Source organism: Pseudomonas lutea, from assembly GCF_000759445.1.
Classification (GTDB): domain Bacteria; phylum Pseudomonadota; class Gammaproteobacteria; order Pseudomonadales; family Pseudomonadaceae; genus Aquipseudomonas; species Aquipseudomonas lutea.
The window spans coordinates 120644-146870 of sequence record NZ_JRMB01000003.1; the positions used below are offsets into that span (position 1 = coordinate 120644).

At 61.3% G+C, this 26227-nt stretch carries 25 protein-coding genes; 18 read left to right on the forward strand and 7 right to left on the reverse strand.

Translation table 11 applies throughout. The features are described from left to right. Positions 1-3: 3 nt before the first annotated feature. Positions 4-651, reverse strand: coding sequence for a DedA family protein (locus tag LT42_RS21420; protein WP_037017920.1), 648 nt, complete (start codon positions 649-651; stop codon positions 4-6). 376 nt (positions 652-1027) lie between these two features. Next, the gene (exaC, locus tag LT42_RS21425) at positions 1028-2548 is read right to left on the reverse strand and encodes an acetaldehyde dehydrogenase ExaC (protein WP_037017923.1); all 1521 of its coding nucleotides are present in this window, start codon (positions 2546-2548) and stop codon (positions 1028-1030) included. A gap of 733 nt (positions 2549-3281) precedes the next feature. On the opposite strand from exaC, the gene mpl reads away from it, so the two are divergent. From mpl to LT42_RS21440, 3 genes are read left to right on the forward strand one after another with little or no spacing between them, the layout of a single operon-like run. Continuing rightward, complete coding sequence (gene mpl / locus LT42_RS21430) at positions 3282-4631, forward strand: UDP-N-acetylmuramate:L-alanyl-gamma-D-glutamyl-meso-diaminopimelate ligase (RefSeq protein WP_037017926.1); 1350 nt, start codon at positions 3282-3284, stop codon at positions 4629-4631. After that, entirely contained in the window at positions 4628-5257 is a 630-nt protein-coding gene (gene ubiX / locus LT42_RS21435) for a flavin prenyltransferase UbiX (RefSeq protein ID WP_037017930.1), read from the forward strand. The genes mpl and ubiX overlap by 4 nt, the downstream gene beginning before the upstream one ends. Positions 5258-5266: 9 nt before the next feature. Beyond that, positions 5267-5554 (forward strand): YceK/YidQ family lipoprotein, encoded by a 288-nt coding sequence (locus LT42_RS21440; RefSeq protein ID WP_037017933.1) that lies wholly within the window; start codon positions 5267-5269, stop codon positions 5552-5554. Between the two features lie 214 nt (positions 5555-5768). Here the strand turns inward: LT42_RS21440 and LT42_RS21445 are convergent, their stop codons facing one another. The 3 genes from LT42_RS21445 to LT42_RS21455 form a co-directional block, all read right to left on the reverse strand. Beyond that, complete coding sequence (locus LT42_RS21445) at positions 5769-6410, reverse strand: Rossmann-fold NAD(P)-binding domain-containing protein (RefSeq protein WP_037017936.1); 642 nt, start codon at positions 6408-6410, stop codon at positions 5769-5771. Positions 6411-6759: 349 nt separating this feature from the next. Then, positions 6760-8454 carry a C13 family peptidase gene (locus tag LT42_RS21450; RefSeq protein ID WP_037017939.1) on the reverse strand — a complete coding sequence of 565 codons (1695 nt, stop codon included), beginning with the start codon at positions 8452-8454 and terminating at the stop codon, positions 6760-6762. 160 nt (positions 8455-8614) lie between these two features. Next, on the reverse strand, positions 8615-9070 hold the full coding sequence (locus LT42_RS21455; RefSeq protein ID WP_037017942.1) for a MaoC family dehydratase: 456 nt from the start codon (positions 9068-9070) through the stop codon (positions 8615-8617). A gap of 192 nt (positions 9071-9262) precedes the next feature. Between LT42_RS21455 and LT42_RS21460 the strand changes: the two genes are divergently transcribed. The 3 genes from LT42_RS21460 to LT42_RS21470 are packed head-to-tail and all read left to right on the forward strand — an operon-like array spanning position 9263 to position 10939. Continuing rightward, entirely contained in the window at positions 9263-9625 is a 363-nt protein-coding gene (locus tag LT42_RS21460; protein ID WP_037017944.1) for a CidA/LrgA family protein, read from the forward strand. A 2-nt stretch (positions 9626-9627) separates the two neighbouring features. Beyond that, positions 9628-10338 (forward strand): LrgB family protein, encoded by a 711-nt coding sequence (locus tag LT42_RS21465; RefSeq protein ID WP_191945689.1) that lies wholly within the window; start codon positions 9628-9630, stop codon positions 10336-10338. A 10-nt stretch (positions 10339-10348) separates the two neighbouring features. Then, positions 10349-10939: an LON peptidase substrate-binding domain-containing protein gene (locus LT42_RS21470; protein WP_037017948.1), complete on the forward strand. Its 591-nt coding sequence runs from the start codon at positions 10349-10351 to the stop codon at positions 10937-10939. Positions 10940-11009: 70 nt separating this feature from the next. On the opposite strand, the gene LT42_RS21475 is transcribed toward LT42_RS21470, so the two are convergent. Further along, on the reverse strand, positions 11010-12326 hold the full coding sequence (locus LT42_RS21475; protein ID WP_037017950.1) for a bifunctional DedA family/phosphatase PAP2 family protein: 1317 nt from the start codon (positions 12324-12326) through the stop codon (positions 11010-11012). A 4-nt stretch (positions 12327-12330) separates the two neighbouring features. Further along, positions 12331-13026, reverse strand: coding sequence for a DNA-3-methyladenine glycosylase (locus tag LT42_RS21480; RefSeq protein ID WP_037017953.1), 696 nt, complete (start codon positions 13024-13026; stop codon positions 12331-12333). Between the two features lie 1300 nt (positions 13027-14326). Between LT42_RS21480 and LT42_RS21485 the strand changes: the two genes are divergently transcribed. The 12 genes from LT42_RS21485 (at position 14327) to lipA (ending at position 25863) form a co-directional block, all read left to right on the forward strand. Further along, positions 14327-15601, forward strand: coding sequence for a glutamate-5-semialdehyde dehydrogenase (locus LT42_RS21485; protein ID WP_037017956.1), 1275 nt, complete (start codon positions 14327-14329; stop codon positions 15599-15601). 43 nt (positions 15602-15644) lie between these two features. Next, positions 15645-16328 carry a nicotinate-nucleotide adenylyltransferase gene (gene nadD, locus LT42_RS21490; protein ID WP_037018525.1) on the forward strand — a complete coding sequence of 228 codons (684 nt, stop codon included), beginning with the start codon at positions 15645-15647 and terminating at the stop codon, positions 16326-16328. Between the two features lie 67 nt (positions 16329-16395). Beyond that, a complete protein-coding gene (gene rsfS / locus LT42_RS21495) occupies positions 16396-16815 on the forward strand; it encodes a ribosome silencing factor (RefSeq protein ID WP_037017958.1) in 420 nt (139 codons plus the stop codon). 9 nt (positions 16816-16824) lie between these two features. Beyond that, positions 16825-17292, forward strand: a complete 468-nt coding sequence (gene rlmH / locus LT42_RS21500) for a 23S rRNA (pseudouridine(1915)-N(3))-methyltransferase RlmH (protein WP_037017961.1) — start codon at positions 16825-16827, stop codon at positions 17290-17292. A 31-nt stretch (positions 17293-17323) separates the two neighbouring features. Further along, complete coding sequence (gene mrdA / locus LT42_RS21505) at positions 17324-19222, forward strand: penicillin-binding protein 2 (RefSeq protein WP_037017964.1); 1899 nt, start codon at positions 17324-17326, stop codon at positions 19220-19222. A gap of 31 nt (positions 19223-19253) precedes the next feature. Beyond that, entirely contained in the window at positions 19254-20357 is a 1104-nt protein-coding gene (gene rodA, locus LT42_RS21510) for a rod shape-determining protein RodA (protein ID WP_052075374.1), read from the forward strand. 17 nt (positions 20358-20374) lie between these two features. Beyond that, positions 20375-21385 carry a lytic murein transglycosylase B gene (gene mltB / locus LT42_RS21515; protein ID WP_037017968.1) on the forward strand — a complete coding sequence of 337 codons (1011 nt, stop codon included), beginning with the start codon at positions 20375-20377 and terminating at the stop codon, positions 21383-21385. Continuing rightward, a complete protein-coding gene (locus LT42_RS21520; protein WP_037017970.1) occupies positions 21385-22425 on the forward strand; it encodes a septal ring lytic transglycosylase RlpA family protein in 1041 nt (346 codons plus the stop codon). The genes mltB and LT42_RS21520 overlap by 1 nt, the downstream gene beginning before the upstream one ends. A gap of 193 nt (positions 22426-22618) precedes the next feature. Next, entirely contained in the window at positions 22619-23779 is a 1161-nt protein-coding gene (locus tag LT42_RS21525) for a D-alanyl-D-alanine carboxypeptidase family protein (protein ID WP_037017972.1), read from the forward strand. Positions 23780-23877: 98 nt separating this feature from the next. After that, positions 23878-24153 (forward strand): DUF493 domain-containing protein, encoded by a 276-nt coding sequence (locus LT42_RS21530; protein ID WP_037017974.1) that lies wholly within the window; start codon positions 23878-23880, stop codon positions 24151-24153. Then, positions 24153-24800 (forward strand): lipoyl(octanoyl) transferase LipB, encoded by a 648-nt coding sequence (gene lipB / locus LT42_RS21535; protein WP_037017977.1) that lies wholly within the window; start codon positions 24153-24155, stop codon positions 24798-24800. Before LT42_RS21530 ends, lipB begins: the two co-directional genes overlap by 1 nt. 1 nt (position 24801) lies before the next feature. After that, positions 24802-25863: a lipoyl synthase gene (lipA, locus tag LT42_RS21540; protein WP_052075365.1), complete on the forward strand. Its 1062-nt coding sequence runs from the start codon at positions 24802-24804 to the stop codon at positions 25861-25863. Positions 25864-26227 lie beyond the last annotated feature (364 nt).

Consider the following 26227-nt stretch of genomic DNA (forward strand, 5'->3'; position numbering starts at 1 on the left):
GGTTCAGCGCGCTTCGGCGGAACGACCTGTGCGGCTGCGTACCAGGCCGATGATCATCGGCAGCAGCGAGATCGCGATGATCGCCAGCACCAGCAGGGTCAGGTTCTTTTTGATGAACGGGATATTGCCGAAGAAGAAACCGAGCGTGACCAGACCGCCGACCCACAGAACCGAGCCGAGCACGCTGAACCCGAGAAAGCGCAGGTAAGGCATGCGGCCGATCCCGGCCACGAACGGGGCGAAGGTGCGGATGATCGGCAGAAAGCGCGCCAGGGTGACGGTTTTGCCACCGTGGCGACCGTAGAATTCCTGAGTTTTGGTCAGGTAATCGCGACGGAAGATCTTCGAGTTCGGGTTGCTGAACAGCTTGTCGCCTGCCGTGCGGCCGATGATGTAGTTGGTGCTGTCGCCGAGTACCGCCGCTGCCATCAACAGGCAGGCCAGCAGCACAGGGTCCATCGCACCGCCGGCCGCCACTGCGCCGGCGATGAACAGCAGCGAGTCACCTGGCAGGAAAGGCGTGACCACCAGACCGGTTTCACAAAAAATCACCAGGAACAGGATCGCGTAAACCCAAGTGCCGTATTGGGTCACCAGCAGGTCGAGGTAGACGTCGAGGTGAAGAATCAGATCAAGCGGATTGAAATCCATGTACGGCACCTGGTTTAGAGACCCGATCCGGGTCGTGCGGGGCGAAGAGGAGGGATGTGGGCGGCATTATAGAGGCAAGCGATGGGACGTGGCTGTAACCGGTGTCGCGATATGACTTTTCGATCTCTCATTGCAGCAGGGCGCTGGGCCCCAATGCCCTGGGAAAAAACACGGACTGTCATTACTAGAACTTTCCACTGACCGGATTCACTTTGTAGGAGCCGGCTTGCTGGCGAACGCGGTGTGTCATTCGACATCTGCGGTGCAGATCCACCGCGTTCGCCAGCAAGCCGGCTCCTACGGGTCCGAATCTTCGCCGACCCTGCAACAAAAACGGCCTCCGAAGAGGCCGTTGCGTGTCATCCGGTCACGCAGATCAGAAGAAGCCCAGCGGGTTGATGTCGTAGCTCACCAGCAGGTTTTTGGTTTGCTGATAGTGCTCGAGCGCGACCTTGTGGGTTTCGCGGCCGACGCCGGATTTCTTATAGCCGCCGAACGCCGCGTGGGCGGGGTACAGGTGGTAGCAGTTGGTCCACACGCGCCCGGCCTTGATGGCCCGACCCACGCGATACGCGCGGTTGATGTCGCGGGTCCAGACGCCGGCGCCCAGCCCGAACTCGGTGTCGTTGGCGATGGCCACGGCTTCAGCTTCGTCCTTGAACGTGGTCACGCTGACCACTGGGCCGAAGATTTCTTCCTGGAAGACGCGCATCTTGTTGTTGCCCTTGAGCAGCGTCGGCTGGATGTAATAGCCGGTGGCCAACGAGCCTTCGAGTTTCTCGACCTTGCCACCGGTCAGCAGCTCGGCGCCTTCGCCCTGAGCGATTTCCAGGTACGAAAGGATTTTGTCGAATTGTTGCTGGGACGCCTGGGCGCCCACCATGGTCTCGGTGTCCAGCGGATCGCCGCGCTGGATCTTCAGGACCTTCTTCATCACCACTTCCATGAACTGCGGGTAGATCGACTCCTGTACCAGGCATCGCGACGGGCAGGTGCAGACTTCGCCCTGGTTGAAGAACGCCAGCACAACACCTTCTGCGGCCTTCTCAATGAACTCCGGCTCGGCCTGCATGATGTCTTCAAAGAAAATGTTCGGCGACTTGCCGCCCAGCTCAACGGTGGACGGAATGATGCTGTCGGCCGCCAGTTTCATGATGTGCGAACCCACAGGCGTCGAGCCGGTGAAGGCGATTTTGGCGATGCGCTTGCTGCTGGCCAGTGCTTCACCCGCCTCACGGCCATAACCTTGAACGACGTTGAGCACGCCTTTGGGCAGCAAGTCGCCGATCAGCTCCATCAGCACGGTGATGCCCAGCGGCGTCTGCTCGGCGGGTTTGAGCACGATACAGTTCCCGGCGGCGAGGGCGGGCGCGAGTTTCCAGGCGGCCATCAGCAATGGGAAGTTCCACGGGATGATCTGCCCGACCACGCCCAGCGGTTCGTGGATGTGGTACGCCACCGTGTTGCCATCGATTTCCGCAGCGGTGCCTTCCTGAGCACGCAATACTCCAGCGAAGTAACGGAAATGATCGACCGCCAGCGGGATGTCCGCGTTCAGGGTTTCGCGTACGGCTTTGCCGTTGTCCCAGGTCTCGGTGATCGCGAGGATTTCCAGGTTCTGTTCGATGCGATCGGCGATTTTCAGCAGGGTCAGCGAACGCTCCTGAACCGACGTCTTGCCCCACGCGTCGGCGGCGGCATGGGCTGCGTCGAGGGCTTTATCGATGTCTTCGGCCGTGGAACGCGGGAATTCTGCGATCAGCTTGCCGGTGATCGGCGAGGTGTTTTCGAAATACTGGCCTTTGACCGGCGGCACGAATTCGCCACCGATGTAGTTGCCGTATTGGGTCTTGAAGGTCACGAGCGAGCCTTCAGTACCGGGGTGGGCATAACGCATGGTGAATATCTCCTGGCTCTTGTGATTGTGTGGGGATAACGCGTGCGGCGCATGGGTAGAGCGTAGAGCAAATTGGACAACCAACGTTGGCACATGACCCGCACCGCCTGCAAGTTGGGGTGAGGTCCGACCGCTTTCCCGGCTAAAGCCGGTCCCACCAGGCGCATGCGTCGACCCCGGCTGCGCTGCAATGCCGGCAAACGAATAATCCTGGCTGGCGCTGTATTTTGTAGGAGCGCGCTTGCCCGCGAAGGCGTCCGGTCAGAAACATCGATGGCGTCTGACCCACCGCCATCGCGGGCAAGCGCGCTCCTACAATTGTTCGTCGTAAGGACCAACTCTGTGGCATATCACCTGACGCTTTCCCGGCTAAAGTCGGTCCCATAGGGGCGTGCGTCTAAGCCGGCTGCGCTGGAATGCCGGCAAACGAATAATGCTGGCTGCCGCCATATTTTGTAGGAGCGCGCTTGCCCGCGAAGGCGTCCTGTCAGAACCATCGATGGCGTCTGACCCACCGCCATCGCGGGCAAGCGCGCTCCTACAATTGTTCGTCGTAAGGACCAACTCTGTGGCATATCACCTGACGCCTTCCCGGCTAAAGCCGGTCCCACGGGGGCGTGCGTCTAAACCGGCTGAGCAGCAATGCCTGGGCATGCGCCGTTTTCGGCAATTCCCCCGTGCGCATTCGTTGTCTTCTACGCTAACCTGCGCCCCATGTTTTAAGAGGTCGGTCATGCACATTCATATTTTGGGTATCTGCGGCACGTTCATGGGTTCGCTGGCGGTTCTCGCCAAGAATCTGGGCCATACCGTCACGGGCTCCGATGCCAACGTTTACCCGCCGATGAGCACGCAGCTCGAAGCGCAGGGCATCCAGTTGATGCAAGGTTATGACCCCTCGCACCTGGAGCCGGCACCGGATCTGGTCGTGGTCGGCAACGCCATGTCTCGCGGCAATCCTACCGTCGAATATGTGCTGAACAAAGGTATGCCCTACGTCTCCGGCCCGCAGTGGCTCGCGGACCACGTGCTTCGTGGGCGCTGGGTGCTCGCCGTCGCAGGCACCCACGGCAAAACCACCACCAGCAGCATGCTCGCCTGGGTGCTGGAACACGCCGGCATGGCCCCGGGCTTTTTGATTGGCGGCGTGCCGCAGAACTTCGAAGTCTCGGCGCGACTCGGCGACACGCCGTTTTTCGTCGTCGAAGCGGACGAATACGACAGCGCCTTCTTCGACAAACGCTCCAAGTTTGTCCACTACGGCCCGCGTACCGCGATCCTCAACAACCTTGAGTTCGATCACGCCGACATCTTCCCGGACCTGCCTGCCATCGAACGGCAATTCCACCATCTGGTGCGCACTATTCCGAGCGAAGGCCTGGTCATTCACCCCACCACCGAGCCCGCGCTTGAACGCGTCATTCAGATGGGCTGCTGGACACCGGTGCAAACCACCGGGGAGGGCGGTCAGTGGCAGGCGAAACTGCTCAGCGACGACGGCTCGAGATTTGAGGTGTTGTTTGAAGGTGCCCCCCAAGGCGTCGTTGACTGGGGCATGACCGGACAGCACAACGTGGCGAACGCGCTGGCAACTCTGGCCGCAGCCCGTCACGTTGGCGTGGTGCCGCGGCAGGGCGTCGAAGCGTTGAGCGCCTTCAAAAGCGTGAAGCGGCGCATGGAGAAAGTCGCCGAAGTGCGCGGTATCACCATTTATGACGACTTTGCGCATCATCCGACGGCCATTGCCACCACGCTGGATGGGCTGCGTAAAAAAGTCGGCCAGGCGCGAATCATCGCCATTGTTGAGCCGCGCTCCAACTCCATGAAGCTGGGCGCCCACCGCGACGGCCTGCCGGAGAGCGTGGTTCAGGCCGATCAGGTGTATTGGTATGCGCCGGCCAATCTGGGCTGGGACCTGGCCGCCACCGCCGCCGCCTGCACCATTCCCTCCCAGGTCTGCGACAGCCTCGAAGGCATCATCGAGCAGGTCAAGCGTCAGGCCGAGCCGGGCACGCATGTGGTCATCATGAGCAACGGCGGTTTTGGCGGCCTGCATGGCAAGCTTGCCGAGGCGCTGCAATGAGCGGCCCGGAACGCATTACGCTGGCCATGACCGGCGCGTCCGGTGCGCAATATGGTTTGCGTCTGCTGGACTGCCTGGTGCGCGAAGACCGTGAGGTGCACTTCCTTATTTCCAAGGCCGCGCAGCTGGTCATGGCCACCGAAACCGACGTCAGCCTGCCGCCCAAACCGCAGATGATGCAGGCGTTCCTCACCGAATACACCGGGGCGGAAGCGGGGCAGATTCGGGTCTACGGCAAAGAAGACTGGATGTCGCCCGTGGCGTCCGGCTCCGGTTCCCCCAGTGCGATGGTCGTGGTTCCGTGCTCGACCGGGACGCTGTCGGCGATTGCCACCGGCGCCTGCAATAATCTGATTGAGCGTGCGGCGGACGTGACGCTGAAAGAGCGTCGGCAGCTGATCATCGTTCCCCGAGAAGCGCCGTTTTCAAGCATCCATCTGGAGCACATGCTCAAGCTGTCGAACATGGGCGTGGTCATACTGCCGGCCTCGCCGGGCTTCTATCATCAGCCGCAGACCATTGATGACCTGGTGGACTTTGTTGTCGCGCGGATTCTCAACTTGCTAAACATTCCTCAAGACATGCTGCCGCGATGGGGCGAGCACCACTATGGCGCTGACGAGTAAGTGAGGCGGATGAACAAGCTGGTTGTGGTCATGCTCGGGCTGCTGCTAACGACGGGCTGCTCGACTGTGCGAACCCTCGACGCCAATCAGCCCGGCGCGCCGATCGTCTATGCCGGCACGCGGCTTGACCTGTATGCCATGGAGGGCGGCTGCTGTGAAAAGGATCGCTTCGGAGCCGAGGCACCGAAATACCCAATGCTCGACCTGCCCGGTAGCGCGCTGCTCGATACGTTGTTGCTGCCGCTGTCCATCCTCACCGCGCTGGGCGTAGGATTCCAGGCATCGGGCGGGATGTAATTTCCGATCCCTATGTGCGAGCCAGCAGCGCCGCAGATATTCCTGTCGAGAGGTCCATTGTGGGAGTGAGCTTGCTCGCGAAGACGGCATTTCAGGCGCTAAAGATGTAGCGGATGTCTCGGCCTCTTCGCGAGCAAGCTCACTCCCACAGGTTTCGACCGTCATCGATCGCGGGGCGAGATCAGTCTCTCTGCTCTTTCGGCGGCCGTTGATGCTATTTGCCCAAGCGTCGCAAATCATCCGAATCAACCAGCCGCGTACCGTCCTGTTCTTCCAGCGCGAGTCGCCAGAGGGCCCGTGCGAGATTGCAGGCCTCGATGCCGCCGTATTTGCCGGGAATCAGTTTGGCGATGGGCGCGGCCAGTTGCTCCACCAGGCGCTGGTCCTGGCGCTCGCCGATCAGCAGCGAAGGGCGGGCGATGGTCAGTTGCGGCCAGTTCTGAAGCTTTAGCGCTTCTTCCATCTCGCCTTTGACGCGACTGTAGAAAATGCTCGATTTCGGGTCCGCGTTTACCGCGCTGACGACCAGCAGATGCCGCGCACCCAGCTCCCGGGCGCGCTTGCCGAATGCCACGACCATGTCCAGATCGACCGCACGGAAGGCTTCCTGCGATCCCGCCTGCTTGATCGTACTGCCCAGGCAACAGAAGGCGATATCGACGGGACCTTCCAGGCCAGGCAGCAGATGTTGAAGCTCGCCCACCGGGTTCTCCAGCCGTGGGTGTTCGGCCAATGGACGACGGCTAGGTGCGAGCACGCGGCTTACGGTCGGTTCGTTGAGCAGGCGGTCGAGCAAATGCTCGCCGGTCAGTCCGGTGGCTCCGGCAAGCAAGATGTGCTGAGGCGTCAAGTACATGATCTTTCTCCCTTGATACGCCACAAGCATAGGCGCTGTACCGGAACAGACTGCAAGCGAAGCGGGAGGGTTTCACAAAAACACATGAAATGTTCATGCGCCTCGGCCCTTCAGGCGAGCTCAGCGATGTTCACACGGGTCGGCATTCAGCGCAGTGCAGCCCCATGATCCTTCGTGTGATGGACACAAACTTGTAGGAGCCGGCTTGCTGGCGAACCCGATCAGGCATTCACCCCTGCAGCGTCTGAACGCCTGCATTCGCCAGCAAGCCGGCTCCTACAAATGTCATTGCCGCCAAGTGAAGGTTCTGCGTCGCCGGGGTGGCCATGCCGGTGCTCGTAGGCCGGCGTCAGCGCCGCACTGTGTTCAACGCGCGCTCTGCCTGGCTTTTGCGCAACTGGCGCCAATGGGCGATGACGCCTTTGGGTGCCCACATCTGCGGCTCGGAGGCTTCGAAGCTCTCGTCCGTCTCGCGCTGGGCGACAATGCCCCGCGCTTCGTTGAAGGCCTGCACCAGATCGTCGGTTTCAACCAACGCCTTGGCGAACAGCGCCTCGCCGAAATAGGTGAAATCCGCCTCTTCGGAGCAGCCAAAAGACACCCGGTCTTCGCGGGAAGCGGTGATCACCATCGTGCGCTCGTCCTTGATCGCCGGGATAAAACCACCCGAATAGCAGGCGGAAATCACCACCACCTTGTCGCGATTCTTCAGCGGCGCCAGCACCCCGGCCATCTCGTCTGCAGGCAGATCGGACAATTCCAGACGCGGCTGATCCAGCACCAACTCGTGCTCATGAGTGCCGTGGCTGGTCAGGTAAATGAAGATCAAATCTTCCGGTCCGCTGCGCTTGGCCAGCGTCTGCACCGCGCGGCTGATGGTTTCGCGCGTTGCCAGCGGGCGGTCGGCCATGTGGTCACGATGGTTGACCAGCGTGATCTGACCAAACGCACCGAAGCGCGTCGCCAGCAGCTTATTGACGTAATCGGCTTCGCGCAGGAAGACGCTTTGCTTGCCATCGCCACCCACCACCAGGCTGTAAAGCTCGATGGCCGGCGTTGAAGCAGGCACGCCGGCAAGCGCCTTCTCGACGAGGGCGCCCTGAGCGAGCAAGCCGGTTTCCAGCGGATCCGGCAACAGCTTGCCAGCGCCATCACGTACACGCTGACCGTTCGACCACGTCCCGCTCTGCACGTCCCCCTCGGCCGTCGTCAGCACGCCGCTGCCTTGATAGTTGTCGTTCTCGAACTGGCCGACATAAACGCTGCCGTCCGGAAGCCGCAAGCTGCCTGCGCCTGCGAAACGCCAGTTCTTGAATTCCCCTTGATAGCGCGTGCCATCGGAGCCGATCAGTTCGCCCTTGCCGGTGAAAGCGCCGTCCTTAAACTGCCCCGACCAGACATCACCGTCGGCATTTTCGTAGCGGCCACGGCCGTTCAGCTGATTGTTATGGAAGCCACCGACGTACTGATCGCCATCGGCACTGTTGAAATTGCCCGTGCCCTCCAGCTGGCCATCGACGAACTTGCCGCTGAACTGGTTGCCCGCCGAATCGCTGCGCTGGCCTTCGCCGTTGGGTTTGCCGTGGGCGAACTGGCCCTGGTACTCACTGCCGTCGTCCAGTTCCAGATGGCCGGCGCCGTCGTACAGGTCAGCCTTGAATTCGCCGCGATAGCTCATGCCGTGCTCTTTCAGCGTGCCTTCGCCGTCGCGTCGGCCCAGCTTGTAGCCGCCGACGTAGCTGCCCGCGCTGGTCGTGAGCGCGCCCTGACCGTGAAAGAGACCGTCCTGAAAACCGCCCCGGTACACGTCGCCGTTGCTCGCATGCCATTCACCCTGGCCGTTCCATTGCCCGTTTTTGAATTCCCCGGCGTACCAGCTGCCATTGGGGTAATCGATCCGGCCTTTGCCTTGCAGCACGCCGTTGATGACGTCGCCACGATAGCGGCCGCCGTCAGGCAGGCGCGCGTCAGGCGGCAACAGCGATTCGCCGTCGCTGCACGCGGTAAGAAGGAGGGTCAGGGCCAAAGGAGCAAGCGCGCGCATGGTAAATCCCGAAAAAAAGATGTTTCGGCGTGATCTGATCGCGTACCTGTATCGAGTCGCTCACACAGCCGCAGCGAGTATGCCGCAGCGAGGAACGCTCATGAAACAGTCTGTTACGACTGTTTCATGTTTTGCGGGCGCTTGGGCGCGAGCGGCGGCGTTACACAAAGCAGAGCGAAAGCGGTTCAGCAACGAACGCAGGCTTGTCCTGGCCTTCGATTTCAAGCGTTGCGCTGGCTTTGAGCAGCCATTGCCCCGGCTTCTTCTCCGTCACCTGCACCAGGCTGACTTTTAGACGAACGCGCGAATTCACTTTCACCGGCTGAATGAAACGCACGCTGTCCAGGCCATAGTTGATCGCCATCTGCATGCCCTCGGGCACGACCAGCAGCGACTCCATCAACCTGGGCATCAGCGACAGCGATAGAAAACCATGGGCGATGGTCGAACCAAAAGGTGTCTGCGCCGCTTTGACCGGATCGACATGAATGAACTGAAAGTCTCCGGTGGCCTCGGCGAACAGATTGATCCGCGCCTGATCGATGGTCAGCCAGTCGGAATGTCCGAGATCCTTGCCTTCGTAATGTTTGAGTTCCGTAGCGGGCACGTAGGGCATTAAGGCGTTCCTTGTTCGTTGTTGTATTTATAAATGATCGTCAGGGCGGGCAATCGGGGCCCGTGAATGCCCTGATTGAAGATCAGCACGCGCCATGCCTTGGGTCAATCAGCCCTCGACTGGCGAATACCAGCCCATAGGCAGCGCGGGCGGCGTGCTTATAATGGCGCGCGAACCTGCTGGAGATTTTTCATGTTGCTAAGAGGCCTGACCTGGCTTGTGCTGTTCCAACTGATCGGAACCGCACTCAACCACCTGTTTCTGTCGATACTGCCCGGCCCGATCATCGGTCTGGTGCTGTTGATGATTTACCTGATGACCCGAGGCGAAGTCAGTGAACCCATCAGCCTGGCGGCCAGCAGCCTGTTGCGTTACCTGCCGTTGCTGCTCGTACCGCCCGCAGTGGGCGTGATGGTCTACGCCGACCAGATCGCCGAGGATTTCTGGGCGATTGTCGGCTCGCTGGTCATTTCGCTGATGGTCTCGCTGACCTTTGCCGGCTGGTTGATGCAGAAACTCATTGACCGCCAGGCCAGACGCCGGGAGCTCTCATGAGTCTGGACTGGCATGGCGCCTGGCTGTCGGTGATTCATCATCCGCTGTTCGGCATCGCTATCACGCTGGGCGCCTATCAACTGGTGCTGGCCGGCTACGAGAAAACCCGCTGGGTCTTTCTGCAGCCCGTGCTCATCTCGATGCTGGTGGTGATTGGCGTGCTGGTGGGCTGCGGACTTTCCTATGTGGAGTACCGCAAAAGCACTGAAATCCTCAGCATTCTGCTGGGCCCGGCGACGGTCGCACTGGCCGTGCCGCTTTATCTGAATCTGCGGCGGATACGCCAGCTGTTCTGGCCGGTCTTGACTACGCTGGTGGTGGGCGGCGTACTGGCCACCGGGCTGTGCGTTGGCCTGGGCTGGCTGCTGGGCGCCGATCACATGATCCTGATGACCATGGCGCCGAAGTCCGTTACCTCGCCCATTGCCATGCTGGTGGCCGAGCAGATTGGCGGGGTCGCCGCGCTGGCCGCGGTTTTTGTGTTGATAACCGGGGTGATCGGCGGCATATTCGGCCCCGGTTTGCTGACCCTGGCGCAGGTGACCAGCCCGGAGGCCAGAGGCATGGCCCTGGGGCTGACCGCCCACGCCGTGGGGACTTCAGCGGCTCTGCAGGAAAGTGAGGAATGCGGCGCCTTTGCGGCGCTGGCGATGAGTTTGATGGGTGTCGCCACGGCCTTGTTCCTGCCGTTGGCGGTGTCTCTGGTTGCTTGAGGATGGATTTATGTCGTTGCCGTTGTTTCCACTCAATGCCGTGCTGTTCCCCGGGTGCGTGCTGGATCTGCAGATATTCGAGGCGCGCTACCTCGACATGATTGGCCGCTGCATGAAGCAGGGCGAAGGCTTTGGCGTGGTCTGTATCACCGAAGGCAGCGAGACGGGCGAGGTACCGGACGGTTTCTCGATGATCGGCTGCGAAGCGCGGGTCACCGATTTCGAGAAGCAGGACAACGGCCTGCTCGGGATTCGCGTCGTGGGCGCTCGGCGCTTTCGGGTCAAGGACTACAGCACCCAGCGCGATAACCTGTTGATCGGTGAGGTCGAGTGGCTCGATGACCCGCAGGAGCAACCGTTGCAGGAGGAGGACGACGACCTGGTCGCGCTGCTTGCCGCATTGGCCGAGCACCCGATGGTGGCAGCCCTGAACATGGGCCTGACGGCCAGCGGTCAGCATTCGTTGGCCAATCAACTGGCCTACCTGCTGCCGTTTGCCGAAGAAGACAAAATCGAGTTGCTGGAGATCGAAGACGCCGAAGAGCGGCTCGACGCGATTCAGGACCTGCTGGACGAGATGCAGGGCGACATGCAGGCCTGACGCCGTGTCAGGCGTTTACCTGAAGGGAGCGCGGCGTGAAGCTGCCCATCGCCCCTTGGCTCAGGGCGTCTCAATACTGATAGCGGATCAATCCGTGAGGGAATGAGTGCAAGCCGAAGCCACCAAACAGCGCGACCATCGCCGGCAGCACTAGCCACCACACCTTGATCGGCAGCGCTTCCAGTGGCTTTTTGTTCTGCACGAAGGCAAGGCTCGCCGCGCAGGTGAAGAACGCCAGCAACATGCCCGCCGTCACATCCGTCGGCCAATGCACGCCCAGATACACCCGTGACATGGCGATCGCCAATGCCGGGATTGCGCCCAGCAACAGCCAGGTCAGTCGCAGTCGCACCGGTTGCCCGCGACCCGCAAGCACCGCCAGTGCCATGAACAGCGCAAACGATGCCGAGGCATGCCCGCTGGGCATGCTGTAGGTGGCCAGTGGTTCGGTCAGGACCTCTGGCCGGGCGCGAGCGAAGGTGTATTTCATGCTCTGATTGATCAGCGCAGCGCCCAAGGCTGTGCCCACAACGAATATCGCGTGGCGCCACCGGCGTGTGACAAGGAGCAGCACCGTCAGCAGAGCGGCCGCGCAGAACTGCGTCCGGAAGTCTCCCAACCCCGTCACCATCACCACAAAGTTCTCGGCAGCCGCACTCCGGCTTGCCTGCACCACCGTCATGATGCCCTGGTCGAAATCGGCGAGGTACGGCCAGCCGAGAAACACACAGCCCAGCAGGATGAACGCCGTCAGCGCGATGAGTTTGGTCGCGTACGGTTTGTGCCTCAGGCTGGCCTGGACACTGATGCCCAGCAGGAGCGCCAGGCCTCCGCCGACCACGGCCGCTTGTGGCCAGAAATTTTCGGGCAACGGCAGGCGGATGGCCGCACCGGTGGCCCAGCCCGGCAGGATGTAGACCACTGACCAACCGGCAGCGGCGATCAGGCTGACACCGGCAAAGCGCACAAATGGCATGTCGCACATGCCGGCGACCATGGGCAGCATCGGCCGCAGCGGGCCGATAAAGCGGCCGACCAGCAGGCTGGCGATCCCGTAGCGCTGGAAGTAGGTTTCGGCGCCGCCGATCCATTCCGGATGATTGCGAAGGCCGGGCAACTGGCGGATGTTCTGATGAAAGCGCCTGCCCAGAAAGTACGACACCAGATCGCCCAGGATGCCGCCCAGAAAACCCAACAGCAGCGCTTCACTGAGCGGCAGCACACCGCTGCCGGCCAAGGCGGCGATGGCGAAAAGCAAGACGGTGCCAGGGACAACGATGCCGGCGATGGCCAGGCATTCAATGAACGCGACGATGAAAACCGCCGCGCCCAGCCATGAGGGATTGGCGCCTAGCCAGGAGGTGATGCTGTCGAGCCAAGCGCCCATGAATTTAGTTTCCTTGCTCGATGAGGATGTAGTCGCGTCCTTCGACTTGACCGCGTCTGACCGGGTTCCGTGTGCAGAACCTTGCATAAGCGGCGTCAACGAATCGGTACATCAGGTGTTCGTCGCGACCGGCAGGAATGCCGAGGCGCGTCGTCTGGATAATGCGTGGCGGCCGCTGACCGACGTCTTCGACAAACAGTTGCTCTTCATCGAAGCGCTTGGCGTCCCACATCGGCACTTTCAGGCCCAGCGCTTTGCACAGCAAGGTTTGCCCTGCGCACAGCCGCTCGGGCGGGCGCACGTTGCCACTGGCGTCAGGGTTGTTGAGGAGCATCTGGGCCAGGGCGTTTTCATCGGATACGGCATCGACCCACGGGTAGCCCGATTTGATCAACACGGCATTGCCCGGACCTTCGGCACTGAAGTTGATCGAGTCGCCGCCGCGGGCGTAATACATATAAATGTGCCCGCCCTCCAGAAACAGCGCCTTGCGTTTCTCCGTGTAGCCGAGGGAAGAGTGGCTGCCCTTTTCAGAAACGTAATACGCTTCCGTCTCAATGATCCGCGCCGACAACCACAAATCGCCGACCTTGTGCCGTATGACCTTGCCGAGCAGGTCGCGGGCAAGCGTCTGCGCATCACGATGGAAGAAACTGTCCGGCAGCGCGCGGGCTGTTGGGGTGGGCGTAGAGTCGGGCATGGACAAAGGCGGTCAGTGAATGGACCGCGATCATATCAACATCGGCCTTAATTGGAGCTGAATGGCTGAGGGCAGGCTGAGGAATCAGTGCGGGCCAACGGCCGATGTGTAGGAGCGCGCTTGCCCGCGAAAAACAGTGCCAGCACCCAATCCGTCACTGGCTCGCCGCCAATGCCCGATGGAGCAGGTACAGCCGACACATCTTCGCTACGCAGCATGCATCCGGCACATCTTCGGCGGCAGCAAGATTTTTCGCGGGCAAGCGCGCTCCTACAGCCGACCGTTTTCATTCAGCAGCACCTCCTGCAGATGACCGAGTCGTTCATTCAGCAGCACACCCTGCGAATCACAGGGCAATCCCCATGCTGCTGGATGAGTGCGGGCTTACGGTCGACATGTAGGAGCGCGCTTGCCCGCGAAAAACAGTGCCAGCACCCAATCCGTTACTGGCTCGCCGCCAATGCCCGAGGGAGCAGGTACAGCCGACACATCTTTGCTACGCAGCATGCAGCCGACACATCTTGGGCGGCAGCAAGATTTTTCGCGGGCAAGCGCGCTCCTACAGCTGACCGCTTTCATTCAGCAGCACCTCCTGCAGATGACCGAGTCGTTCATTCAGCAGCACACCCTGCGAATTACCGGGCAATCCCGATGCGGCTGGATGAGTGCGGGCTTACGGTCGACATGTAGGAGCGCGCTTGCCCGCGAAAGGTAGTGCCAGCACCCGATTCGTCATTGGCTCGCCGCCAATGCCCGATGGAGCAGGTACAGCCGACACATCTTTGCTACGCAGCATGCGGCCGACACATCTTCGGCGGCAGCAAGATTTTTCGCGGGCAAGCGCGCTCCTACAGCCGACCGTTTTCATTCAGCAGCACCTCCTGCAGATGACCGAGTCGTTCATTCAGCAGCACACCCTGCGAATTACCGGGCAATCCCCATGCGGCTGGATGAGTGCGGGCTAGCGGCCGACATGTAGGAGCGCGCTTGCCCGCGAAAAACAGTGGCAGCACCCAATCCGTCATTGGCTCGCCGCCAATGCCCGATGGAGCAGGTACAGCCGACACATCTTTGCTACGCAGCATGCGGCCGACAAATCTTCGGCGGCAGCAAGTTTTTTCGCGGGCAAGCGCGCTCCTGCGCCTAAACCCCCAGCCAGCATCAGGGCCTTGCCTGTGTTGGGAGACGTTCAACTCATGAAAAACCGCCTTATTCCGACCATCCGCCCGTCGCCGCTGTCGTTCGGCACGCCCGACAGCTATAATCCGCCGCTTTCCCATTTGCCAAGACCCCCGAGACCATGACTGAGTCCGTTCTTGACTACATGACCCGTCTGGGTCGCGCCGCACGCGAAGCCTCGCGCGTCATCGGCCGCGCCAGCACTGCGCAGAAGAACCGCGCCCTGGCAGCCACGGCTGCCGCGCTGGATGCTTCTCGCGCCGAGCTGACCGCTGCCAACGAGCAGGATCTCGCTGCCGGCCGCGCCAATGGTCTCGAACCCGCTCTGCTCGAACGTCTCTCCCTGACCCCGGCACGTATCGACAGCATGATCGCCGGCCTGCGTCAGGTCGCCAGCCTGCCGGACCCCATCGGTACCCTGCGGGACATGAACTTCCAGCCATCAGGCATTCAGGTCGGCAAAATGCGCGTGCCGCTGGGCGTGGTGGGCATCATCTACGAGTCGCGCCCCAACGTGACCATCGACGCCGCCAGCCTCTGTCTCAAATCCGGCAACGCCACCATTCTGCGGGGCGGCTCCGAGGCCATTCATTCCAACCGCGCCATCGCCGCCTGCATCCAGCGCGGCCTGGACGAAGCCGGTTTGCCGGCTGCCGTCGTGCAAGTCGTCGAAACCACCGACCGCGCTGCCGTGGGTGCGCTGATCACCATGCCGGAGTACGTGGACGTCATCGTCCCGCGTGGCGGCAAGGGCCTGATCGAGCGCGTCAGCCGCGACGCCAGAGTCCCGGTCATTAAACACCTGGACGGCATTTGCCACGTCTATGTCAGTGCCCACGCCGACCTGGCCGCCGCCCAGCGCATCAGCTTCAACGCCAAGACCTACCGGTACGGCATCTGCGGCGCGATGGAAACCCTGCTGGTAGATCAGGCAGTCGCTGTGGATTTCCTGCCGTCAATGGCCGCGCAATTTCGCGAGAAAGGCGTTGAGTTGCGCGGTTGCGAACGCACCCGCGAACTGATCGACGCTTTGCCGGCCACCGAAGAAGACTGGCACACCGAATACCTGGCGCCGATTCTCTCGATCCGCATCGTCACGGGGCTGGATCAGGCCATCGAGCACATCAACCACTACGGTTCGCACCACAGCGACGCGATTATCTCGGACTCTCAAGCCCAGACCCGCCGGTTCATGGCCGAGGTCGACTCGAGTTCAGTGATGGTCAATGCACCTACAAGCTTCGCCGACGGCTTCGAGTACGGCCTGGGCGCCGAAATCGGCATCTCGACCGACAAGATTCACGCGCGCGGCCCGGTTGGCCTCGAAGGCCTGACCTGCGAGAAATACATCGTCGTTGGCGATGGCACTCAGCTGCGCGGACAGGGGCCGGTCTGACTTGGCCGACGTCGGTCAGCCTTCGGGCAACAGCGCGCAGGCAATGGCTCAATCGGCTGCAGTCCCGCTGAACACAGCCAGTGCGCCTAAGCGTGTCGGGATACTGGGCGGCACATTTGACCCGGTGCATATTGGCCACTTGCGTGGCGCACTGGAAGTCGCTGCGTTGCTGGAGCTCGATGAGCTGCGCCTGACGCCCAGTGCGCGGCCGCCGCATCGCGACACGCCCAGCGTCTCGGCGCAGGACCGGCTGGCCATGGTGCAGTGCGCAGTTGATGGAGTGCCGCCGCTGACGGTCGACGATCGCGAGCTGTTGCGCGACAAGCCGTCGTACACGATCGACACGCTGGAATCGATGCGCGCCGAACTGGCCGCCGATGACCAGCTATTTTTATTGCTCGGGTGGGACGCCTTTTGCGGGCTGCCCTCATGGCATCGTTGGGAAGAATTGCTGGAGCACTGCCACATCGTGGTGCTGCAACGCCCGGACGCCGACAGCGAGTCCCCCGATGCGATGCGTAACCTGCTCGCGGGACGCGCCGTCAGTGATCCAAAGGCCCTCAAGGGGCCGGGCGGAAAGATTACGTTCGTCTGGCAGACGCCGCTTTCGGTGTCTGCCACCCAGATCCGTCAACTGCTGGCCAGCGGTAAGTCGGTACGTTTTCTGGTGCCAGACGCGGTACTGGCCTACATAGAGGCGCACGGGCTTTACCGGGCGCTGAACTGAAGGTGTGTTTCGACGCAGCCAAGCGCGCGAAGAAGCACCCAAACATACGAGTTGAAAAGAGTTTTATATGACTGAAAAAGCTGCTGTAAACCCAATCATCGAAGTGATCAAAGCTGCACTGGAAGACGTCAAGGCCCAGGATATCCAGGTGCTGGACGTGCGCGACAAGCAGAGCATCACCGATTACATGGTCATCGCCACCGGTACCTCCAATCGCCAGATCAACGCCATGCTCGACAAGGTGCGTGAAGAGGTCAAGAAGCAGGGTCTCAAGCCGCTGGGCGAAGAAGGCAAGGGCGACAGCGACTGGGTGCTGCTGGACCTGGACATCGCCATCGTTCACATGATGACCGCGTCTGCCCGTCAGTTTTACGACCTTGAGCGCCTGTGGGCCGGTGCCGAGCAAAGCCGTTCGGCCAGCGCCGCACACCACAGCCCGGAAAATGCCCACGAGCATTTCGACAAGCTGAACAAAGGCCAGGCATAAGGCTTCCTCGTGCGTCTGCGACTGATCGCTGTTGGTTCCCGCATGCCCAAGTGGGTGGAAGAAGGCTGGCACGAATATGCCAAGCGTCTACCGTCCGAGTTGGCGCTGGAACTGGTGGAAATTCCGCTCAACACCCGTGGCAAGAACGCCGACGTGGCACGCCTCATCCGTCAGGAAGGCGAGGCCATGCTGGCGAAAGTGCAGCCGGGTGAGCGGATCGTCACGCTTGAGGTGCACGGCAAGCCATGGAGCACCGAGCAACTGGCGGGCGAGCTTGATCGCTGGCGCCTGGATTCGCGCACGGTCAACCTGATGGTGGGCGGTCCGGAAGGGCTGGCCCCGGAAGTCTGTGCCCGGGCCGAGCAGCGCTGGTCGTTATCGCCGTTGACCTTGCCGCACCCGTTGGTGCGCATTCTCATCGGTGAGCAGATTTATCGTGCCTGGACCGTGCTGTCCGGTCACCCTTATCACAAGTAGCGCCGCTGCCTTCACTGTGAACCTGCCCTAAATGTCTCAGCCGATCCGCCTGAAAGACCACGAAAAGGACGCACGCCTGGTGCGCAGCCGAGTCGTGGTCGGTGCAGTCGCGGTCGTCGTGCTGATCTGCGTATTGGTTGCGCGGCTGTATTTCCTTCAGGTCATCCAGTACGACTACCACTCGACGCTGTCGGAGAACAACCGCGTTCACGTGCAGCCGATCCCGCCGAGCCGCGGGTTGATCTACGACCGTAACGGCGTAGTGATCGCCGACAACCGGCCCAGCTTCAGCCTGAGCATGACGCGCGAGCGTTCCGGTGACTGGACGCAGGTGCTGGACACCATCGTCCAGGTGCTTGAACTGACGCCTGACGACCGGATCATTTTTGAAAAGCGCATGAAGCAGGGGCGACGACCGTTCGAGCCAGTCCCGATCCTGTTCGAGCTCACCGAAGAACAGATCGCCCGTATTGCCGTTAACCAGTTCCGCCTGCCGGGCGTCGAAGTGGTCGCGCAGCTGGTTCGTCATTACCCTCAAGGCGAGCACTTCGCGCATTCGGTGGGGTATATGGGCCGAATCAACGAGAAAGAGCTGAAGAGTCTCGATCCGGTGAACTACAGCGGCACTCACCACATGGGCAAGACCGGCATCGAGCGCTTCTACGAGCCCGAGCTGCACGGCCAGGTGGGCTACGAAGAGGTCGAAACCAACGCCCGCGGCCGCGTCCTGCGCGTGCTTAAACGGACGGATCCAGTACCCGGCAAGGACATCGTCCTGAGCCTCGACATTCAGCTGCAGGAAGCGGCCGAAGCTGCACTGGCAGGGCGTCGCGGCGCGGTGGTGGCGCTGGACCCGAACACCGGCGAGGTGCTGGCGATGGTCAGCCAGCCAAGCTTCGACCCGAACCTGTTCGTCACGGGCATCAGCTTCAAAGCGTATTCCGAATTGCGCGATTCGGTTGATCGGCCGCTGTTCAACCGCATTTTGCGGGGGCTCTACCCGCCGGGCTCGACCATCAAACCCGCCGTGGCCATCGCAGGTCTCGACACGGGCGTGGTGACGGCGAGCACGCGGGTCTTCGACCCCGGCTACTACATGCTGCCCAACTACGATCACAAATACCGCAACTGGAACCGCACAGGCGATGGCTGGGTGGACCTGGACACGGCCATCATGCGTTCTAACGACACCTACTTCTACGACCTGGCGCACAAGGTCGGGATCGACCGGCTTTCGGCGTACCTGAACAAGTTCGGCATCGGCCAAAAGGTCTCGCTGGACATGTTTGAAGAGTCACCCGGTTTGATGCCTTCCCGCGACTGGAAGCGCGTCACCCGCCGCCAGGCATGGTTCCCCGGCGAGACGCTGATTCTGGGCATCGGCCAGGGCTACATGCAGGCCACACCGTTGCAACTGGCCCAGGCCACTGCGCTGGTGGCGAACAAAGGGAAATGGAATCGTCCCCATCTGGCCAAGACCGTTGAAGGGCAGAAGCCTGTGGACGAAAACCCGATGCCGGACATCGTGCTGCGTGATCCGTCTGACTGGGGCAAGGTCAACCACGGCATGCAACAGGTCATGCATGGCGCGCGCGGTACCGCCCGCAAGGCTGCCATCGGCGCGCAGTACCGCATTGCCGGGAAGAGTGGCACGGCGCAGGTCGTCGCGATTCGGCAGGGCGAGAAGTACGACCGCTCGAAGGTCCAGGAACGCCATCGCGACCATGCCTTGTTCGTCGGCTTCGCGCCGGCCGACAGCCCGAAGATCGTCGTTGCGGTCATGATCGAGAACGGTGAGTCGGGCTCGGGCGTGGCTGCGCCAGTGGTGCGGCAGGTCATGGACGCCTGGCTGCTCGACCCCCAGGGGCACTTGAAACCCGAATACGCCAGCAATGCACAGCCTCCGGAGACCGCGGCCCGTGAAGAGTAATTTCGACCGCATCCTGTCCAGCGAAGATGTGATGCGCCGTCGCGCCACGTTCCTTCAGAAAATCCACGTTGATGGCCCGCTGCTGATCCTGCTGCTGACGTTGGCGGCGGGCAGTCTGTTCGTGCTGTATTCGGCCAGCGGCAAAAGCTGGGACCTGCTGATCAAGCAAGCCACTTCTTTCGGTATCGGCCTGGTGTCGATGTTCGTCATCGCGCAGCTCGAACCCAGATTCATGGCCCGCTGGGTGCCCGCCGCCTATGTGATCGGCGTATTGCTGCTGGTGGCGGTAGACGTCATGGGGCACAACGCCATGGGCGCCACGCGCTGGATCAACATTCCCGGGGTCATTCGCTTCCAGCCGTCGGAATTCATGAAGATCATCATGCCAGCGACCATCGCCTGGTACCTGTCCAAGCGCACCTTGCCGCCGCACCTCAAGCATGTGGCGGTCAGCCTCGGCCTGATCGGGCTGCCGTTCATTCTGATCGTGCGCCAGCCGGACCTCGGCACCTCGCTGCTGATTCTGGCGTCAGGCACATTTGTGTTGTTCATGGCCGGCCTGCGCTGGCGCTGGATCATCGGCGTGGTGGCCGCGGCGGTGCCAGTCGCGGTTGCGATGTGGTTTTTCTTCATGCACGACTACCAGAAGCAGCGGATCCTGACGTTCCTCGACCCGGAGAGCGACCCGCTCGGCACCGGCTGGAACATCATTCAGTCCAAGGCGGCGATCGGCTCTGGCGGCGTGTTCGGCAAGGGCTGGCTCATGGGCACCCAGTCGCACCTGGACTTCCTGCCTGAAAGCCATACCGACTTCATCATTGCCGTGCTTGGCGAGGAGTTCGGTCTGGTAGGCATTTGCGCGCTGCTGCTTATCTACCTGTTGTTGATCGGTCGCGGGCTGGTCATCACCGCCCAGGCGCAGACCCTCTACGGCAAGCTGCTCGCGGGCAGCCTGACCATGACCTTTTTTGTTTACGTTTTCGTCAATATCGGTATGGTCAGCGGTCTGCTGCCGGTGGTAGGCGTGCCGTTGCCCTTCATTAGCTACGGCGGAACTTCGCTGGTGACGCTGCTGTCAGCGTTTGGTGTTTTGATGTCGATCCACACGCATCGCAAATGGATCGCTCAGGTTTGATTAAGGTGAAGAACTCAATGCAAGTAGTGCGTGGCTGGGCTGCTCGATATGCGCCGCTGGTCGGTCTGATGGGCATCTTCGGCTCAGTGCAGGAATCACTTGCCGGTGACTATGACGGCTCTCCTCAAGTCGCCCAGTTCGTCAGTGAAATGACCCGCGATTATGGTTTTGCGGGCGAGCAACTGATCGATGTTTTTCGCGATGTCCAGCGTAAGCAGGCGATCCTCGATGCGATTTCGAGGCCGGCCGAGCGGGTCAAACCGTGGAAGGATTACCGGCCAATGTTCCTTACCGACGCACGAGTGGCGCGCGGCGTGGACTTCTGGCGCCAGCACGAAGCGGCCCTGACGCGCGCCGAGCAAGAGTACGGCGTGCCGGCTCAGGTGATCGTCTCGATCATCGGCGTTGAGACATTTTTCGGCCGCAATACCGGTAATTACCGGGTAATGGACGCATTGTCGACCCTGGCGTTCGACTATCCCCAGCGCGCCGATTTCTTTCGCAAGGAACTGCGCGAGTTCCTGCTGCTGTCGCGTGAGCAGCAGGTCGATCCGCTGACCCTCAAAGGCTCGTACGCTGGTGCCATGGGCTTGCCCCAGTTCATGCCAAGCAGTTTTCGCGCCTACGCCGTGGACTTCGACGGCGACGGCCACATCAATATCTGGAATGACCCGGACGATGCGATTGGCAGCGTGGCCAGCTATTTCAAACGTCACGGCTGGGTGGCCGGCGAGCCGGTTGTCAGTCGCGCGGACGTGCGCGGCGAGCGCGTCGATGAGGGCTTGAGCCCCGGCATCGATCCGGTGAAAAACGTCGGGGAGTTGCGAGCGTTGGGCTGGGCGAGTCATGATGCACTGCGCGATGACATGCCGGTCACGGCGTTTCGCCTCGATGGCGACAAAGGCCCCGAGTACTGGATGGGCCTGAAGAATTTTTACGCGATCACGCGTTACAACCGCAGCGTGATGTACGCCATGGCCGTGCATCAGCTGTCTGAAATGCTTGTTAAAGCCCGGGACGTCAAGTAATGCGGTCACTGCCGATGCAACAACCATTGAAGCTGATGGCCTTCGCGGCACTGACCCTGCTGGTCGTCAGTTGCTCAACCAGCCGCCCGACGACCACTCAGAAGCAAGGCAACGTGATTCGTTCGCAGCCGGGGCTGGACATCAACCGAGCACACAAAGACGGCGCGCCCTGGTGGGACGTCGATGTCTCGCGCATCCCCGACGCCGTTCCGACCCTGCACACGGGGCCTTACAAGGCCAACCCCTACACGGTGCTGGGCAAGACGTACTTTCCGCTCAGTGATTCCCGGACCTATGCCCAGACCGGAACGGCTTCCTGGTATGGCACTAAATTCCACGGTCAGAACACCGCCAACGGTGAGGTCTATGACCTCTACGGCATGAGTGCGGCACACAAGACCCTGCCGCTGCCCAGCTATGTCCGCGTGACCAACCTGGACAACAACCGCACGGTGATTCTGCGCGTCAACGACCGCGGCCCGTTCTATTCGGATCGCATCATCGACTTGTCCTATGCCGCTGCGAAGAAGCTCGGTTATGCCGAAACCGGCACCGCGCGGGTGAAAGTCGAGGGCATAGACCCTTCTCAGTACTGGGCTCAGCGCGGCAAGCCGGCGCCGCTGATGCTTGATCAGCCGCAGGTGGCCAGCAACACGCCGCCGCGCCAGGTTCAACCGGCGGCCCCGGTGATCACCGCTTCGGCGGGTACGATCGAACAATGGACACCGCCGCCTCAGCAGCACGCTGCGCCGGTAACGCCCGTGCCGATTGACGCAAAAAAAAACGCTTCAGGACCAGCGTCTGGGCTGTTTCTCCAAGTGGGAGCCTTCGCCAACCCGGACGCTGCGGAACTCCTGAGGTCGAAATTGAGCGGGATGGTCAGGGCGCCGGTGTTCGTGAGTTCGATCGCACGCAATCAACAGACGCTTTATCGCGTGCGGATGGGACCGGTCGACACGCCGGGTGAAGCCCAGCAGCTGCAAAACAGCGTGAGGTCGGCCAATCTCGGCTCTCCAAGCGTTGTGACGTCGGACCAGTAACGCTTTATCAGCGACTCGCGCCCCGCATCTGGGGCCGATTTCGTTACCTGACCGACGACTTGCCGCCCGCGCTTGACGTTGTCAGCAGCTTTTCACGGCACGTTCTGTAGAATGTTAGCCCGTTTGCCGGGGTAGCCCGGCACCCGCTTTGCCCGCAAGGGCATGTTTGCCCATTAGCATTTTCGAGAGACGGATGAACATCACCAGCTTTGCAAAACGCCTTTGCCTGCTTATCCCGCTATTCACCGCGCCTGCCGTGTTTGCGGCAGAACAGATGACGCCATCGCCACCGCAACTGGCTGCCAAGGCTTATGTGCTGATGGATGCCAACAGTGGCAACGTTCTGGTCGAAAACAATGGCGACCAGCGCCTGCCACCGGCCAGTCTGACCAAGCTGATGACCGCTTACATCGCCACGCTGGAAATCCGCCGCGGCCAGATCGGTGAAAACGACCCGGTGACCGTGAGCGAGAACGCCTGGCGTACCGGCGGTTCGCGGATGTTCATCAAAGTCGGCAGCCAGGTCACGGTCAGTGACTTGCTGCACGGCATCATCATTCAGTCCGGCAACGATGCCAGCGTCGCGCTCTCCGAGCACATCGCCGGCAGCGAAGACGCGTTCGCCGACCTGATGAACAAGACCGCTGCCGACCTGGGCATGGTCAACAGCCACTTCATGAACCCGACCGGCCTGCCGAACCCCGATCACTACGCCACAGCCCATGACATGGCCCTGCTGGCGCGCGCGATCATCCATGAAGACCCGGCTCACTACGCGATCTACTCGCAGAAAGAGTTCTTCTGGAACGGCATCAAACAGCCGAACCGCAACCTGCTGTTGTGGCGTGACAAGACCGTCGACGGTCTGAAAACCGGTCACACCGAAGAAGCCGGCTACTGCATGGTGTCCTCGGCCGTTCGTGACGGCATGCGTCTGATCGCCGTTGTGTTTGGTACCAACAGCGAGCAGGCTCGCGCTGCCGAAACGCAGAAGCTGCTGACCTACGGTTTCCGTTTCTTCGAAACCCAGACCTTCTATCAGAAAGGCACCGAGCTGGCTCAGGCGCCTGTCTGGAAAGGCACCGAGCGTCAAGTCAAGGCCGGTCTAGCTGAAGACCTGACCATGACCATGCCTAAAGGCGAGCTGAAGAAGCTGGCAGCCAGCATGACCATGAATCCACAGCTGGTTGCACCGATCGCCAAGGGCGACGTCATCGGCAAGGTTGATGTGAAACTGGACGACAAAGTCGTACACAGCGCCAACCTGATCGCTCTGGACGGCGTCGAGGAGGGTGGTATCTTCCGTCGCCTGTGGGATAGCATCCGCCTGTTCTTCTACGGTCTGTTCAACTGATCAACCCTTGATCGCTCGCTGACCGTTGCTCCGTACGCCCCCGTCGCCGAACGCGCCGGGGGCCTGTCCGTTTTCCGGCTTACGAGGCCGTTACCGCCATGACAGATTCCGAAGTAAAAGCGCCAAAAATCGAATTTCCCTGCGCCGACTATCCCATCAAGATCATCGGTGACACGGGTGTGGGCTTCAAAGACAAGGTCATCGAGATCGTCGAGAAGCACGCGACCGTGGACATGAAATCCCTGGCCGAGCGCCAGAGCAGCAACGGCAAGTACACCACCGTCCAGCTGCACATCATTGCCACTGGGCAAGATCAGCTCTATGACATCAACAGTGAATTGCGCGCCACCGGCTTCGTCCATATGGTGTTGTGATGGGCGCGGTTCTGGGCGTTCGTGACCTCGGACTGGCCGACTACGAGCCCACCTGGCAGGCCATGAAGCGCTTCACCGACGGCCGCACGCGCGAGACCGCCGATGAGGTCTGGCTGGTGCAGCACCCACCGGTGTTCACTCAGGGGCAGTCCGGTAAACCCGAGCACTTGCTGCTGCCGGGAGATATCCCGGTCGTGCAGGTCGATCGCGGCGGCCAAGTGACTTATCATGGTCCCGGCCAACTGGTTGCCTATCTGCTGCTGGACGTGCGCCGTCTGGGCTTTGGGGTTCGAGAACTGGTCACCCGGATCGAGCGCAGCCTGATCGACCTGCTGGCAGGTTATGGGGTCGATGCCGCAGCCAAGGCTGATGCACCAGGGGTTTATGTAGACGGCGCCAAGATCGCCTCGCTGGGGCTGCGCATTCGCAACGGCTGTTCATTTCACGGCCTTGCGCTGAACGTCGATATGGATCTGGACCCTTTTAAACGGATTAATCCCTGCGGGTATGCGGGGCTGGCAATGACCCAGCTGCGTGAACAGGCAGGTCCGATTGAATTTGCCGAGGTTAGTGCCCGGCTGCGTGCGCAGCTCGTCAAACACCTCGACTACGCTGAGCAGACGACCCTAACGGGCGGAATCGATTGATATGACTACTGCGTATGAGGCAGCTGACACTGCCGTGAATACAGAGAATGCCGTACAAACCCTGATCCCGACGGTGAACGTTGCCACGCCTGAGCGTGTGGCGCGTCCTAAGGTGGAAGCCGGCGTGAAGCTGCGCGGCGCGGAAAAAGTCGCGCGCATCCCGGTGAAGATCATCCCGACGGTGGACCTGCCGAAGAAGCCGGACTGGATTCGCGTGCGCATCCCGGTTTCGCCTGAGGTCGACCGCATCAAGGCGCTGTTGCGCAAGCACAAGCTGCACAGCGTTTGTGAAGAAGCTTCCTGCCCGAACCTGGGCGAATGCTTCTCCGGCGGCACTGCGACGTTCATGATCATGGGCGACATCTGCACCCGTCGCTGCCCATTCTGCGACGTCGGTCATGGCCGTCCGAAAGCGCTGGATGTTGACGAGCCGAAGAACCTCGCCGTTGCCATCGCTGACCTGAAACTCAAGTACGTAGTGATCACCTCCGTCGACCGTGACGACCTGCGCGACGGCGGTGCTCAGCATTTCGCCGACTGCATCCGCGAGATTCGCGCGCTGTCCCCGAATGTGCAGCTGGAAACCCTGGTGCCGGACTACCGCGGCCGCATGGACATCGCGCTGGAGATCACCGCTGCGACGCCGCCAGACGTGTTTAACCACAATCTTGAAACCGTGCCGCGTCTGTACAAGGCCGCACGTCCGGGTTCGGACTACCAGTGGTCGCTGACTCTGCTCAAGCGTTTCAAGGAAATGGTCCCGCACGTGCCGACAAAGTCCGGTTTGATGCTTGGATTGGGCGAGACCGACGAAGAAGTGATCGAAGTCATGCAGCGCATGCGCGAGCACAACATCGACATGCTGACGCTGGGTCAGTACCTGCAGCCGTCCCGCAATCACTTGCCGGTTCAGCGCTTCGTACACCCGGACACCTTCGCCTGGTTCGCCGAAGAAGGTTACAAGATGGGTTTCAAAAACGTAGCCTCCGGCCCTCTGGTCCGCTCGTCGTACCACGCAGACGAGCAGGCCAAGCTGGTGAAGTCGTTGCTCACCGCGAGCTGATCACTGCTTTTTTTATGCGATATGGAAAAAGGGCCGGATAGAAATATCCGGCCTTTTTTATGCGTTACGTTCACGGCGGTGTGGCGAACATGCATCGCCCTAACGGCATACGCATTCTGTAGGAGCCGGCTTGCTGGCAAATGCGGTTTGCCAGTCGAGCCCGTCGTCATTCATCGGACGCGTTCGCCAGCAAGCCGGCTCCTACGGGTGTGTGTTTCCGCGCTCGAATGCATCGTTGCATTCGGAGACTCACGACCCGCATCGGTAATCTTCCCCCGCCACACGGTTTGTGCCATGCACTGCCTCAACGACGCCGCAAGGTGTAGGAGCGCGCTTGCCCGCGAATGGCCGGTACAGCCGACAC

Bases quoted from the DNA above. Each gene is read 5' to 3' on its own strand.
- LT42_RS21420 (WP_037017920.1), bottom strand. From the start codon at position 651: ATGGATTTCAATCCGCTTGATCTGATTCTTCACCTCGACGTCTACCTC.
- exaC (WP_037017923.1), bottom strand. From the start codon at position 2,548: ATGCGTTATGCCCACCCCGGTACTGAAGGCTCGCTCGTGACCTTCAAG.
- mpl (WP_037017926.1), top strand. From the start codon at position 3,282: ATGCACATTCATATTTTGGGTATCTGCGGCACGTTCATGGGTTCGCTG.
- ubiX (WP_037017930.1), top strand. From the start codon at position 4,628: ATGAGCGGCCCGGAACGCATTACGCTGGCCATGACCGGCGCGTCCGGT.
- LT42_RS21440 (WP_037017933.1), top strand. From the start codon at position 5,267: ATGAACAAGCTGGTTGTGGTCATGCTCGGGCTGCTGCTAACGACGGGC.
- LT42_RS21445 (WP_037017936.1), bottom strand. From the start codon at position 6,410: ATGTACTTGACGCCTCAGCACATCTTGCTTGCCGGAGCCACCGGACTG.
- LT42_RS21450 (WP_037017939.1), bottom strand. From the start codon at position 8,454: ATGCGCGCGCTTGCTCCTTTGGCCCTGACCCTCCTTCTTACCGCGTGC.
- LT42_RS21455 (WP_037017942.1), bottom strand. From the start codon at position 9,070: ATGCCCTACGTGCCCGCTACGGAACTCAAACATTACGAAGGCAAGGAT.
- LT42_RS21460 (WP_037017944.1), top strand. From the start codon at position 9,263: ATGTTGCTAAGAGGCCTGACCTGGCTTGTGCTGTTCCAACTGATCGGA.
- LT42_RS21470 (WP_037017948.1), top strand. From the start codon at position 10,349: ATGTCGTTGCCGTTGTTTCCACTCAATGCCGTGCTGTTCCCCGGGTGC.
- LT42_RS21475 (WP_037017950.1), bottom strand. From the start codon at position 12,326: ATGGGCGCTTGGCTCGACAGCATCACCTCCTGGCTAGGCGCCAATCCC.
- LT42_RS21480 (WP_037017953.1), bottom strand. From the start codon at position 13,026: ATGCCCGACTCTACGCCCACCCCAACAGCCCGCGCGCTGCCGGACAGT.
- LT42_RS21485 (WP_037017956.1), top strand. From the start codon at position 14,327: ATGACTGAGTCCGTTCTTGACTACATGACCCGTCTGGGTCGCGCCGCA.
- nadD (WP_037018525.1), top strand. From the start codon at position 15,645: ATGGCTCAATCGGCTGCAGTCCCGCTGAACACAGCCAGTGCGCCTAAG.
- rsfS (WP_037017958.1), top strand. From the start codon at position 16,396: ATGACTGAAAAAGCTGCTGTAAACCCAATCATCGAAGTGATCAAAGCT.
- mrdA (WP_037017964.1), top strand. From the start codon at position 17,324: ATGTCTCAGCCGATCCGCCTGAAAGACCACGAAAAGGACGCACGCCTG.
- rodA (WP_052075374.1), top strand. From the start codon at position 19,254: ATGCGCCGTCGCGCCACGTTCCTTCAGAAAATCCACGTTGATGGCCCG.
- mltB (WP_037017968.1), top strand. From the start codon at position 20,375: ATGCAAGTAGTGCGTGGCTGGGCTGCTCGATATGCGCCGCTGGTCGGT.
- LT42_RS21520 (WP_037017970.1), top strand. From the start codon at position 21,385: ATGCGGTCACTGCCGATGCAACAACCATTGAAGCTGATGGCCTTCGCG.
- LT42_RS21525 (WP_037017972.1), top strand. From the start codon at position 22,619: ATGAACATCACCAGCTTTGCAAAACGCCTTTGCCTGCTTATCCCGCTA.
- LT42_RS21530 (WP_037017974.1), top strand. From the start codon at position 23,878: ATGACAGATTCCGAAGTAAAAGCGCCAAAAATCGAATTTCCCTGCGCC.
- lipB (WP_037017977.1), top strand. From the start codon at position 24,153: ATGGGCGCGGTTCTGGGCGTTCGTGACCTCGGACTGGCCGACTACGAG.
- lipA (WP_052075365.1), top strand. From the start codon at position 24,802: ATGACTACTGCGTATGAGGCAGCTGACACTGCCGTGAATACAGAGAAT.